This is a genomic window from Nocardioides fonticola, from assembly GCF_039536805.1.
Classification (GTDB): Bacteria; Actinomycetota; Actinomycetes; order Propionibacteriales; family Nocardioidaceae; genus Nocardioides; species Nocardioides fonticola.
Window position 1 is genome coordinate 21,237 of sequence record NZ_BAAAZH010000024.1, and the last position, 12,746, is coordinate 33,982.

Here is a 12,746-nt window from a genome sequence, read left to right on the forward strand (position 1 = left end):
GGTCAGCGTAGGCGGGCGGGAGTCTTCCGGGTCAGCCGCGCCCGTGCGGCGTCGTCCACCCGGAGAGGTCGGGACCGGCCGGCACGATGCCCGACGGATTGATGTCGGTGTGGACGACGTAGTAGTGCGCCTTGATCTGCTCGAAGTCGACCGTGTCGCCGAAGCCCGGGGTCTGGAACAGGTCGCGCGCGTAGCCCCACAGGTTCGGCATCTCGGAGAGCTTGTTGCGGTTGCACTTGAAGTGCCCGTGGTAGACGGGATCGAAGCGCACGAGGGTGGTGAAGAGCCGGACGTCGGCCTCGGTGATCGCCTCGCCCATGAGGTAGCGGCGATCGGCGAGCCGCTCCTCGAGCCAGTCCAGCGCGGCGAACAGGCGCTCGTACGCCGCCTCGTAGGTCTCCTGCGACCCGGCGAAACCGCAGCGGTAGACGCCGTTGTTGACCTCGGTGAAGATCCGCTGCATCACCTCCTCCATCTCCTCGCGCAGATGGGCGGGCCACAGGTCGGGCGCGTCGGGACGGTGGTACTCCTTCCACTCGAAGAAGAAGTCGTGGGTGATCCACGGGAAGTCGTTGGTGACCAGCAGACCGCTCGACTCCTCGACGATCGCCGGCACGGTGATGCCGCGCGGGTAGCCGGGGAAGCGCTTCTCGTAGGCGTCCTTGAGCCGCGGGATGCCGAGCACGGGGTCGAGACCGTCGGGGTCGAGGTCGAAGGTCCAGGAGTTCTTGTCGTGGGTCGGGCCCGGCGTCCCGAGCGAGATGACGTCCTGGAGCCCCAGCAGCTCGCGCACGATGATGGTGCGGTTCGCCCACGGGCAGGCCCGCGCGGCCACCAGTCGGTAGCGGCCCGGCTCGACCGGCCACAGCTCGCCCGCGACCGGGCCGTGCTCGGGACGACGCGCGCCGGCGGTGATGCGATCGGGGACGTAGTTCATGTCCCGCTCGAACGCCTTCCCGGTCTCGACGTAGGTGGGGGTCAGGTCCTCGCTCATACGGTTCACGCTACCGAGCCGCCCCGCACGAGGGCGTCGACGAACTCGAGCTTGTCGAGCACCGGCTCGGGGATGACGAAGGGGTAGAGGTCGTCGGCGCCCATGCTGCGGTTGATCTGGTTGAGCGCCGTCGACAGCGGGATCCAGACCCCGGTGACGACGTCCCGGAACCGCGCGAAGGAGGCCACCGGGCCGACCGTCGCGAGCCCGAAGGCCCGCGCGGTCTCGACGGCGTCGCAGATGTGCAGGTAGTGCGCCCAGGTCTCGGCGAAGTCCTCGAAGGGATGCATGGTGGCGTAGGTCGAGATGTGGCTCGACTCCCACCCCGCCGGCGGGCCCGACGCGTAGTGCCGGTCGATCGCGGCCTGGTAGTCGAGGGTCTCGTCGCCGAACAGCTCGCGGTAGCCGGCCCGCCGCTCGCCGGTGACCAGGCGCCACTCGTAGTAGTGCCCCACCTCGTGGCGGAAATGGCCGAGCATCGTGCGGTAGGGCTCGTCGAGCTGCGCCTTCACCTTCTCGCGGTAGGCGTCGTCGCTCTCGGCCAGGTCGATGGTGATGACGCCGTCCTCGTGGCCGATGACGACGTTCTCGGCGACGCTGGAGAGCAGGTCGAACGCGAGTCCGCCGACCGGATCGGCGAGCTTGTCGACGACCGGCAGCCCGAGCGCGTCGAGCTCGGCGACGAGGTGGCGCTTGGCGGCCTCCGCGAGCCGGAACTGCGCGAGGCCGAGGTCGTCGTCGTCCGCCGGACGGGTGCGGGTGAGGTCGCAGCCGGAGCATTGCGCGCCCTCGGTGCGGGCCAGCCAGGTGCAGCCGGAGAGGTTGAGGTTCGCGCACACGTGCCACACCAGGCCGGTGGCGTCGACGTACACCCCGCTCGCGTCGACCGGGACGATCGCCCGCTCCTCCCGCGCGTAGCCGAGCGCCGTCCCACAGGCGACGCAGAGCGAGTTCTCGAAGTACAGCGGGTTGTCACAGACTCGGCAGCGGTAGGCCAGCATCCCGCCAGGGTGACAGGTCACGCCGATCTCGGCTGCACGCGCGGGTGGGGGAGGACAGGCGAAACTGCCCGTTTCGGGGCCGATCGGGCCGGATTCCGGCTGGTTTCCCCGGTCGGCCGGGGAAACTGGCCCCTCACGCCGTGACCGTCAGGACGACGTCCGCCCGCCGCTCGGCGTCCGACCAGCGCCGCCGCGCCCGCAGCAACCGGGCGGCCGACCAGCACAGGAACGGGACGGCGAGCAGGGCCGGCACCCGCCAGTCGTCGGCGCGGGCCAGCCCGGAGAAGACCAGGCCCGTGACGGTCGTGCTCGCCGCGAGACGTGCGGAGTAGCCGACCATCGCCAGCGGCGGGGCGGGGGTGGCGCGGGCCGAGCGCAGGTCGGCGGCGTAGGGGTGCAGGATCGACCAGCGCATCGAAGCGGCCACCACTTGCAGCGCGATGACGAGCACGCTGGCGAGCATCGCGGTGAACTCGGCCGGTGTCGGCACGCCGGCGCGCAGGCCCGCGATCAGCACCGTGAGCGCGGAGGCCGACAGCAGGAACTCCGCCAGCACCCAGGCTCGGGCGTCGAAGACCAGGCCGGGCTCGACCGGGAGGCTCTCGCGCCAGCGACCGCCGCGCCCGTCGAGACACCACGCGTTGACGCCGAAGAGCAGGGCCCCGCCCGAGACCACGAGGCCGGGCAGCAGGGTGAGGGAGTCCCACCGCAGGTCGCCGAGCACGGCCACCAGCCCGGGACCGACGGCCAGCACCAGCAGGCCGCGCCGCATCGGCACGGCACGCCACACCGACGCGCGGTCGGTGCGCACGAGCGCGGCCCACGGCGATCGCGCCAGGCCCCGCGGACGACGATGGCCGGTCTCGAGCTCGACCTCGTCGACCGGCAGCCGGCGTCCGGCCCAGCGGGCAGGAACGGCACCGAGGGCGACGATCGCGACGGCCGCGAGCGCGAGGAGCAGCACCGTGGTCCACCAGCGCGGGCCGGGGGCGTCGAGGAGTCCGATGAGCACCGGGGAGGTGGGCGCGGCGTCGAGGGCGTCGACGAGCAGGTCGGCGGTCTGCATGGCGATCGCGGTGGCGATGACGAGCACCGTGAGCATCCGCACGATCGGGACGCCGTGCGCGGTGCGGCGGATGCCCTCGATGGTCCACGCCGCGAACTGGCCGATCGCGGTGGCCACGACGAGCCACAGCCCCAGGCCGAGCTGGAGGCCGGCGAGAGTGCCGAGCGAGCGGTGCCCCACGGCGTAGGCGGCCGAGCCGAGCAGCACCCACGCCTGGAGCAGCCAGGCGATGTTGAGCGGGGTCAGCACGAGCGCGCCGAGATGGTCGGTGGTCGAGCCGATCGGGAAGATCTGGCCCGGATCGCGGGGCATCAGCTCGCGCCCGCCGCCGCTCGCGACCGCCGAGGTGACGGCGAGCAGGACGACGCCGGCCATGCCGGTGGGCAGCAGGAGCAGGAGGTTGAACGCCCGGTCGCCCGATCCCGCGTGCGGCGTCCAGGCGGGCACGGTCGCCACCGCGAGGGTCAGCACGACGAACGCGGCGATCGCCCCGCGGGCCCGGCCACGGCGGGCGGTGCGGGCACGGAAGCGCAGCAGGGTGACGAGGTCGACGACCGCGGTGCCGACGCCTTCGCGCCGCCCGCTGCGGGACGTCGGCCGCTCAGTCCAGGAGGCCGCGGTAGGCACGCGCCCCCTCCTCGCCGCGCATCTCCTCAGCTGTCATGGAGGCGACCCGGGCGCCCCCGCGCAGCACGCTGACGCTGCCGCAGGCCTGGACGGCGAGCTCGCGCAGGTGCGTTGAGACCAGCACCGCGGCGCCGCGTGCACGGGCGTCGGCGATGGCGTCCATCGTGGCCTCGACGCCGATGGGGTCGACGCCGTCGAAGGGTTCGTCGAGCAGCAGCACCTCGGGCTCGTGCAGGACGGCGAGGACGACGGAGAGCCGGCGTCCCATGCCGTGGGAGAAGCCGGCGGTGATCCGGTGGGCGACGTCGCCGAGCTCGAAGCGCTCCAGCAGGTCGCGCCCGCGGCTCTCCCACGAGGGGCCGAGGCGGCGCAGCCGGGCGGAGAGCTGCAGGTGCTCCCACGGGGTCGCGCGCGGCACCAGGCCGCCGATGTCGGGGCAGTAGCCGACGGCGCGCTTGACGGCCAGGGTCGCGGTGCGGACGTCGTGCCCGGCCACCACCACCTCGCCCGCGCTGGGCGGGACGACGCCCGCGAGCACCCGCATCGTCGTGGACTTGCCGGCGCCGTTGCGGCCGAGCAGCGCGGTGGCCTGACCGGCGTAGGTGCTCAGGTCGACCCCGGCGACCGCCTCGACGCGCCCGAAGCGCACGTGCAGCCCGCGGACGTGGACCCGCTCGTCGGCCTCGACCACGACCATCCCCTCTCTGACCCAGCGACGGACGCCCCCGTGTCCGTCGCGGCCATCCTCCCCGGCCCATCGGCGGCCCGCGGCGGGTCGTGAGAAGTCCGACCGATCGGAGGAGACCGGGGTGCGGGTGCGGGTGCGGGTGCGGTGCTCGGCCGCGCCGCTCGGTCGCGGGCCGGCGTCCCGCCATGTGGATCGACTTCTCAGGGGAAACTGGCGCTGATCGGGCGATGTTTCCCCTGAGAAGTGCAGGAATCACCGGTGCACCGGTGATTCCGACACGCCACCAGCCCCCGAGCCGTCCACCCCCCGAGACGCCACGAGCCGGCGCCCCGGGGAGGGGGCGCCGGCTCGTGGGTGTCCGGAGAAGCCGAACCGAGCAGCCGATCAGGCCGGGAGCGAGCCCCCGGAGGCGGCGAGGTCGCGCAGCCAGGCGGTGGGACGGAAGCGCTCACCGTAGGCGTCGGCCAGCTCGTCGGCCCGGGCGACGAACGCCGCCAGGCCGATGGTGCCGTCGGCACCCTCGTAGCCGGCCATGAACTGCGCGGCACCACCGGTCATCGGCGGGAAGCCGATGCCCATGATCGAACCGATGTTGGCCGCGGCTGCGGAGGTGATGACGCCCTCCTCGAAGCACTTGGCGGTCTCGAGCGCCTCGGCGAAGAGCATGCGGTCCTTCACGTCGGCGAAGGGCACCTGCTGCTCGGCGACCGGGAAGACCTCGGCCAGGCCCGACCAGATGGAGCCGCGGTTGCCGGCCTCGTCGTAGTCGAAGAAGCCCGCGCCCTTGAGGCGGGAGGGACGACCGATCTCGATCATCTTCTCCACCACGGCGATGCCCGGGTGGTCGTTGACCGGCTTGCCCTCGCGCTCGGCGGCGGCACGGGTCTCGGCGGCGATCTTGGCCATGAGCTCCATGTTGAGCTCGTCGGTCAGCTGCAGGACGCCGACCGGGTAGCCGGCCTGGGTGGCGGCCCGCTCGAGCGAGTACGGCGCCACGCCCTCGCCGACCATGGCCAGCGCCTCGGTGACCTGGGTGCCGATGACGCGCGAGGTGTAGAAGCCGCGGCTGTCGTTGACCACGATCGGGGTCTTGCGCAGCTGCTGGACGACGTCGTAGGCCTTGGCCAGGGCGACGTCGGAGGTCTCCTTGCCGCAGATGATCTCGACCAGCGGCATCTTGTCGACGGGCGAGAAGAAGTGCAGGCCGATGAAGTCGGCCGGCCGGTCGATGCCGGTGGCCAGCTCGGTGATCGGCAGCGTCGAGGTGTTCGAGCACAGCAGCGCGTCGGGGTTGACGTGCGGGGCGATCTCGGCGAACACCTTCTGCTTGAGCGAGGGGTCCTCGAAGACGGCCTCGATGACCAGGTCGCAGCCGGCGAGGGCGGCGGGGTCGGAGGTCGCGGTGATGCGGTCGAGCAGCTCGGCCGACTTCTCCTCGGTGAGCTTGCCGCGGCTGACGGCCTTGGCGTTGATCTTCTCCGAGTAGGCCTTGCCGCGAGCGGCGGCCTCGTCGCTGACGTCCTTCAGCACGACCTGCATGCCGGCGCGCGCGCAGGAGTAGGCGATGCCCGCGCCCATCATGCCGGCACCGAGGACGCCGACCTTCTGCGCGCGGAACGGCTCGACGCCCTGCGGACGCTGGGCACCGGAGTTGATCGCCTGGAGGTCGAAGAAGAACGCCTGGATCATGTTCTTCGAGCCCTGGTTGACGATCAGGTTCGTCAGGTAGCGCGACTCGATGCGCGAGGCGGTGTCGAAGTCGCGGTTCGCGCCCTCGACCGCGGCCGAGAGGATCGCGCGGGCGGCCGGGTAGAGCGCACCCTTGGTCTGCTTGCGCAGCAGTGCCGGGAAGGCGGGCAGGAAGCCGGCGAGCGCGGGGCTCTTCGGCGAGCCGCCGGGCATCTTGTAGCCCTTGGCGTCCCACGGGTTGAGGGCGGCGTCGGGGTTGGCCTTGATCCACGCCTTGGCGGCGGGCACGAGCTCCTCGCGGGTGGCGACGAGCTCGTCGATCAGGCCCTTCTCCTTGGCCTGGGCGGGCTTGAAGCGGGTGCCGGTCAGCAGCACCTCCATGAGGCCGGTCTGCAGGCCGAGGAGGCGCACGATGCGGGTGACGCCGCCACCGCCGGGCAGCAGGCCGAGCTGCGACTCCGGCAGGCCGATCTCGACCTTCGTGTCGTCGACGGCGATGCGGTGCTGGGTGGCCAGGCAGATCTCGAAGCCGCCGCCGAGGGCGGCGCCGTTGATCGCGGCGACGACGGGGCGGGGGAACTTCTCGAGGCGGCGCAGCGCGGCCTTGACGTTCTCGGCCATGGCGAAGACGTCGGCGGCGTCGTCCTTGCCGGCCTGGATCATGTTCTTCAGGTCGCCGCCGGCGAAGAAGGTCTTCTTCGCCGAGGCCACGACGACGCCGGTGACGCTGTTCTCGTCGGCGGCGTACTCGTCGTAGAGACGGTCGACGACGGCCTTCATCGAGGAGATGTAGAGGTCGTTCATCGTGTTCGCCGACTGGTTCGGGTCGTCGAGGGTGAGGGTGACGATGCCGTCGGCGTCCTTCTCGTACCGGACGGCCGTCTGCTCGGTCGTGGTGCTCATGGTGTTCCTGTTCTGGGAGATCCCGGACGGCGCGGCGCGCGGCTCGACCGGAGTGGCGTGAGGGAGGGGCGCGTGCGACGCGCCCGGGTGGCCCGGCTGCGCCGGACCCGATGCTCGGTCAGACCAGCTCGACGATGGTGGCGATACCCATGCCACCGCCGACGCAGAGCGTGGCCAGGCCGCGCTTCTGGTCGCGTCGGGCGAGCTCGTCGATGAGGGTGCCGAGGATCATCGCGCCGGTGGCACCCAGCGGGTGGCCCATGGCGATGGCGCCGCCGTTGACGTTGGTGATCTCGTGGGAGATGCCCATGTCGCGCATGAAGCGCATGGCGACGGCCGCGAAGGCCTCGTTGATCTCGAACAGGTCGATGTCCTCGGTCTTCAGACCGGCCTTGGCTAGCGCCTTGCGCGCGGCCGGCGCGGGACCGGTGAGCATGATCGTCGGGTCGGCACCCGAGACGGCCATCGAGACGATGCGCGCCCGCGGGGTGAGGCCGAGCTCCTGGCCGATCTCCTCGGTGCCGATGGCCATGAGGGCCGCACCGTCGACGATGCCGGAGGAGTTGCCGGCGTGGTGGACGTGGTTGATCTTCTCGATCCAGTGGTACTTCTCCAGCGCGACATCGTCGAAGCCGGCGTCACGGCCGAGGTCGGCGAAGGACGGCTTGAGGCCGGCCAGGCCCTCCGGCGAGGTGTCGGGGCGGATGAACTCGTCGTGGTCGAGGACGGTCAGGCCGTTGAGGTCGCGCACGGGCACGACGGAGTCGGCGAAGTAGCCGTTGGCCCACGCCTTGGCGGCGCGGTGGTGCGACTCGGCGGCGTAGGCGTCGACGTCGTCGCGGCTCCAACCCTCGATGGTGGCGATGAGGTCGGCGCCGATGCCCTGGGGCACGAAGCCGGCCTTGAACGCGGTGGCGGGGTCGGAGGCCCAGGCGCCGCCGTCGGAGCCCATCGGCACGTTGGACATCGACTCCACGCCACCGGCGAGGATGAGGTCCTCCATGCCGCCGCGGATGCGGCCGGCGGCCTGGTTGACGGCCTCGAGGCCGGAGGCGCAGAAGCGGTTCAGCTGCACGCCGGCGACGGTGTCGGGGTACCCGGCCGCGAGAGCCGCGGTCTTGGCGATGTCGCCGCCCTGCTCGCCGATCGGCGAGACGACGCCCAGGACGACGTCGTCGACGCGCGCGGGGTCGAGGGAGGGGTTGCGGGTCTTGATCTCGTCGAGCAGGCCCACCACGAGGTCGACGGGCTTGACCTCGTGCAGCGAGCCCGCCGCCTTGCCCTTGCCGCGCGGCGTACGGATGTGGTCGTACACGAATGCTTCTGCCATGACCGTCCTTGAGGAAGTGCGGGGTGAATGCTCTGATTGTGACACTATTGGTGTCATGGTCAAGCGGGAGTCCCTCACAGCGGACACGGAGGTCGACGGCGGCAGCACCGCTGCGACCCCCACGACCCCCACGGTCGGCGACGCCGGAGCCTCCCTTCCGGCCGGCGGCGGCGTCGCCGAGGCCGCGGCGACGCTGCTCACGCTGGAGGAGCTGACCCAGCGGGTCGGGATGAGCGTGCGCAACGTGCGCTTCTACACGACCAAGGGCCTGGTGCCGCCGCCGATCCGCCGCGGCCGTAGCGGCTACTACTCCCCCGACCACGTGGCGCGCCTGGAGCTGGTCAAGGACCTCCAGGGGCACGGCTTCACGCTGTCCGCGATCGAGAAGTACCTCGCCGCGATCCCGCCCGACGCCTCGCCCGAGGACATCGCGCTGCACCGCACGATGTTGGCGCCCTGGCAGGCCGACACGACCCAGGAGATGACGCGCGCCGAGCTCGAGCGCCGCGCGGGTCGCGAGCTGAGCGACGCCGACCTCGACACCCTCGCCGCGCTCGGGGTCGCGATGCGCACCAAGCGCGGCCGCTACGAGGTCTCGACCACCCAGCTGACCGTCGGCCTCGGACTGGTCGACCTCGGGTTCCCGACCGAGGCGGCGGTCGCCGCGGCCGACGTCTACACCGCCCACGGCCGCCAGCTGGCCAAGGAGCTCAACGACCTGTTCCGCACCATGGTCTGGCCCGCATACAAGGAGGCCGGCGCCTCGGCCGAGGCGATCCGGGAGATGGTCGAGCGGCTCAAGCCGCTCTCGATCGCGAGTCTGGTGGCCGCCTACGAGGCCGCCATGGACGAGACGCGGCGCGAGCGCATCGCCGCCCGCGCCCGCTCCGACCGCCCGTCCTGATCCCACCCCGAGGAGGGGGCACGGGACGCCGTCCCCGCTCGGGTCGGGTCGCTCTCACCAGGGCTCCCCTACCGTGGGGGGCATGACCGGGCCGGCCGACCCCACCCACGAGCGCCGCGCGGACGACGGCGGCTGCCGCGTCCTCGTCACCGGCGCCACGGGTTTCGTGGGGCGCCGCCTGGTGCCCGGACTGCTCGCAGCAGGGCACACCGTGCGGGCGATGACCCGGCGGCCCTTCGACTACGCGGGCGAGGGCGAGCCGGTCTTCGGCGACGTCGCTGACGTCGAGTCGCTGCGCGAGGCGCTCGCCGACACCGACGTCGCGATCTACCTCGTGCACTCCCTCGACGACCACGACTTCGAGCGCAAGGACGCCGAGGCCGCCCGCAACTTCGGACGCGCCGCGGCGGAGTCCGGCGTCCGCCAGATCGTCTACCTCGGCGGTCTCGGCGACGACGCCGAGGAGCTCTCGCCGCACCTGCGCTCACGCCGCGAGGTCGAGGAGCTGCTGGGCGAGGCCGGCGTGCCGGTCACCGTGCTGCGCGCCGCCATCGTCGTGGGCGCCGGCGGCATCTCCTGGGAGATGACGCGGCAGCTCGTGCACCACCTGCCGGCGATGGTCGTGCCGAAGTGGGCCGCCACCCGCACCCAACCGATCGCCATCGACGACGTCGTGCGTTACCTCGTCGGCGTCGTCGGCCACGACGAGGCGCTGGGGCGCACCTTCGACATCGGCGGCGCCGACCAGCTCTCCTACCTCGGCATGCTCCAGCAGGCGGCGCAGGTGATGCACGGCCACCGCATCCCGATCCTCCAGCTCCCGGTGGGCACCCCGCTGCTCTCGGCCTACTGGATCAAGCTCATCACCGGCGTCGACGTCGTCACCGCCGGCAACCTCATCGAGTCGATGCGCACCGAGGTGGTGCAGCGCGACACCGCGATCCGCTCGGTCGTCCCGGGTGAGCCGCTGTGCTACGCCGAGTCGGTACGCCGCGCACTCGCCGAGGCCGCCACCGCCTGACCGGCTGGACCGGCTGAGGACGCCGTAGCGTCGTGTGCGGCCTCGGACTGCGCCAGCCGGAAGAGCATCACCAGCGCCGGCAGCACCAGCACCATCGCCAGAGCGAGGGCGACGAGGAGCGCCTGGAGGGTCGCGGTCGCACCGGCCGCGCCGTCGATCGTGACGTGGTCGACCAGCAGCCAGGGGTACTGGCCGACCCCCCACCCCGACAGGACGGCGGCCACGGCGACGACCGCGGGCAGCCGGGCTGCGGCGAACCGTCCGCGGGCGACCAGCGCGAGCGTGAGCACGCCGGCCACCGCGGCCAGGACGACGAGCGGCAGAGCGCGTCCGGTGAGGCCCGACCACAGCGTCGGGGCGTCGGCGCGCAAGGGCAGCAGGCCCGCGAACACGACGGCTCCGGTGACGACGCCGACGGCGAGGGTGCGGCGCCGCAGCGCCGCGGCCAACCGCACGCGGCCACCCCGGGCGGCGTCCGCGGTGAGGAAGACGCCGGCCAGGAACGCGCAGGTGCCCACGGCGATGGTGCCGCCCACCAGAGAGGTGGCGTTGAGCCAGGAGCCCCACCGGTCACCGCGCTCGCCGTAGGGCACCCGGCCCGAGGCGATCGCGCCCGCGACGGCGCCGAGGAAGAAGGGCGTGATCACCGACGAGGCCCCGAACACCACACCGAACAGCCGCGCCTGGCGCAGATCGACGGCGTACTTGCGGAAGGCGAAGGCCGCGCCCCGCAGGACGATGCCGAGCAGGGCCAGCAGCATCGGCAGCACGAGGGTGTCCATGGCCGAGGCGAAGGCCATCGGGAAGGCGGTCCACCAGACGACGAGCACGAAGATCAGCCATACGTGGTTGGCCTCCCACACCGGGCCGATGCTGTGGTCGACCTGGGTGCGCAGTTCGGCGCCGCGCCGGTCGCCGCCGGCGGTGAGGTCGTAGAAGCCGGAACCGAAGTCCGCGCCGCCGAGCACGCCGTAGGCCAGCACGCCGATGAAGAGGGCGGCGGCGACGAGCACCGGCAGGCTGAGCGAGAGGCTCATCGGCCCGCTCCCGCTCGCGCTCGCGCAGGGGAGTCGAGCGGCTCGGGCTCGGGCGCGTAGGGCGAGGGCAGGTCCTCCGAGCCCTCCCGCCAGCGCCGCGCCATCGAGCGCAGCACCACGACGGCGCCCGCGGTCATCGCGCCGTACAGCAGGACGCTCGCGCCGTAGAGCCACCACAGACCGGAGTTGTCACCGGCGGCCTCGCTGGTGCGCATGATCCCGTAGACGATCCACGGCTGGCGACCGACCTCGGTGGCGACCCACCCGGCCTCGAGGGCGACGACGGCGAGCACGCCGGACGCCGCGACCAGCCGCAGGAAGGGTCGGTGGAAGCGGGTGCCGGGGTCGAGCAGGTCGCGCCGGCGCCACCGCGCGAACCAGTAGACGACGACGGCCAGGGCCAGCAGGGTGCCGATGCCGACCATCGACTGGAAGGCCAGGTGGGTGATGTTCACCGGCGGCCGGTCGGCAGCCGGGATCGTGTCGAGGCCCTGCACCGGTTTGGTCAGCGAGTTCCGCGCGATGATCGAGCCCAGGTAGGGGATGTCGAGGTGGAAGCGCGGTTCGCCGTCCACCAGGATCCCGCCCAGACGCAGCGGCGAGGGGCTCTCCGTCTCGGTGGCGAGCTCGAAGGCCGCGAGCTTGGCGGGCTGGTGGTCGGCCACCCGCAGGCCGAGCAGATGGCCGACGAGCGGCTGGGCGATCGCCGCGGCGGTGGCGAAGCCGAAGGGGATCGCGAAGCCGAGGCGGTGGTGGGCGTCGAGGCGTCCGCGCAGCATGCCCACGGCGTAGACCGAGGCGACGCCGAAGCCGACGACCATGAAGGCCGCGACCCACATGTGCAGGAACTGGAGCCACACCTGGTCGTTGAACATCGCCGCCCACGGGTCGACGTCGACGACCTCGCCCCCGACGATCCGGAACCCGGTGGGGTCGTTCATCCAGGCGTTGACCGAGAGCACGCAGAACGTGCCGAACACCCCCGCCGCACCCATCGGCAGCAGGAACAGGGCGTGGCGCTTCGGGGGCACGCGGCCCCAGCCGTAGAGGTAGAGCCCGAGGAAGATCGCCTCGACGAAGAACGAGATGCCCTCGAAGGCGAACGGGAGGCCGAGGACGTCGCCGAAGGTGCCCATGAGCCCGGGCCACAGCAGGCCGAGCTCGAAGCTCAGCACGGTGCCGGAGACGGCGCCGATGGCGAAGAGGACGGCGGCGACCTTCGACCAGCGGCGGGCCAGGCGCATCGCGACCTCGTCGCCGCGCCAGGCGCCGCGCCAGTGCGCGAGGAGGATCATCGCCGGGAAGGCGACGCCGAAGCAGGCGAGCACGATGTGCCAGCCCAGGGAGAGGGCCATCTGTTCGCGCGCGGGGAGCAGGCCGGCCGGATCGGCGGTCGTGACGAGCGAGGTCAGCGGTGCGAGCGCCGCGTCGTGGAATGCGCTGGGGACTGCCACGTCTCCGACGCTACGCCGCTTGTGAATGCATT

At 72.3% G+C, this 12,746-nt stretch carries 10 protein-coding genes; 2 read left to right on the forward strand and 8 right to left on the reverse strand.

Annotated elements, in window-relative coordinates; translation table 11 throughout:
* Window positions 1-31: 31 nt before the first annotated feature.
* The 6 genes from ABD671_RS15255 to ABD671_RS15280 form a co-directional block, all read right to left on the reverse strand.
* Window positions 32-994, reverse strand: coding sequence for a glutathione S-transferase family protein (locus ABD671_RS15255; protein WP_344734280.1), 963 nt, complete (start codon window positions 992-994; stop codon window positions 32-34).
* A 5-nt stretch (window positions 995-999) separates the two neighbouring features.
* The gene (locus ABD671_RS15260) at window positions 1,000-1,995 is read right to left on the reverse strand and encodes a zinc-binding metallopeptidase family protein (RefSeq protein ID WP_344734281.1); all 996 of its coding nucleotides are present in this window, start codon (window positions 1,993-1,995) and stop codon (window positions 1,000-1,002) included.
* A gap of 133 nt (window positions 1,996-2,128) precedes the next feature.
* Window positions 2,129-3,688 carry a hypothetical protein gene (locus ABD671_RS15265; RefSeq protein WP_344734282.1) on the reverse strand — a complete coding sequence of 520 codons (1,560 nt, stop codon included), beginning with the start codon at window positions 3,686-3,688 and terminating at the stop codon, window positions 2,129-2,131.
* Entirely contained in the window at window positions 3,663-4,379 is a 717-nt protein-coding gene (locus ABD671_RS15270; RefSeq protein ID WP_344734283.1) for an ABC transporter ATP-binding protein, read from the reverse strand. Before ABD671_RS15270 ends, ABD671_RS15265 begins: the two co-directional genes overlap by 26 nt.
* A 381-nt stretch (window positions 4,380-4,760) precedes the next feature.
* The gene (locus ABD671_RS15275; protein WP_344734284.1) at window positions 4,761-6,968 is read right to left on the reverse strand and encodes a 3-hydroxyacyl-CoA dehydrogenase NAD-binding domain-containing protein; all 2,208 of its coding nucleotides are present in this window, start codon (window positions 6,966-6,968) and stop codon (window positions 4,761-4,763) included.
* A gap of 118 nt (window positions 6,969-7,086) precedes the next feature.
* On the reverse strand, window positions 7,087-8,298 hold the full coding sequence (locus ABD671_RS15280; RefSeq protein ID WP_344734285.1) for an acetyl-CoA C-acetyltransferase: 1,212 nt from the start codon (window positions 8,296-8,298) through the stop codon (window positions 7,087-7,089).
* A 55-nt stretch (window positions 8,299-8,353) separates the two neighbouring features.
* On the opposite strand from ABD671_RS15280, the gene ABD671_RS15285 reads away from it, so the two are divergent.
* Window positions 8,354-9,202 carry a MerR family transcriptional regulator gene (locus ABD671_RS15285; protein WP_344734286.1) on the forward strand — a complete coding sequence of 283 codons (849 nt, stop codon included), beginning with the start codon at window positions 8,354-8,356 and terminating at the stop codon, window positions 9,200-9,202.
* An 82-nt stretch (window positions 9,203-9,284) separates the two neighbouring features.
* Window positions 9,285-10,223: an NAD(P)H-binding protein gene (locus ABD671_RS15290; RefSeq protein ID WP_344734287.1), complete on the forward strand. Its 939-nt coding sequence runs from the start codon at window positions 9,285-9,287 to the stop codon at window positions 10,221-10,223.
* On the opposite strand, the gene ABD671_RS15295 is transcribed toward ABD671_RS15290, so the two are convergent.
* Together ABD671_RS15295 and ABD671_RS15300 are read right to left on the reverse strand one after the other, a co-directional pair.
* Window positions 10,175-11,260, reverse strand: coding sequence for a cytochrome d ubiquinol oxidase subunit II (locus ABD671_RS15295; protein WP_344734288.1), 1,086 nt, complete (start codon window positions 11,258-11,260; stop codon window positions 10,175-10,177). The two genes, ABD671_RS15290 and ABD671_RS15295, sit on opposite strands and share 49 nt — an antisense overlap.
* The gene (locus ABD671_RS15300; protein ID WP_344734289.1) at window positions 11,257-12,714 is read right to left on the reverse strand and encodes a cytochrome ubiquinol oxidase subunit I; all 1,458 of its coding nucleotides are present in this window, start codon (window positions 12,712-12,714) and stop codon (window positions 11,257-11,259) included. The genes ABD671_RS15295 and ABD671_RS15300 overlap by 4 nt, the downstream gene beginning before the upstream one ends.
* Window positions 12,715-12,746: the final 32 nt, after the last annotated feature.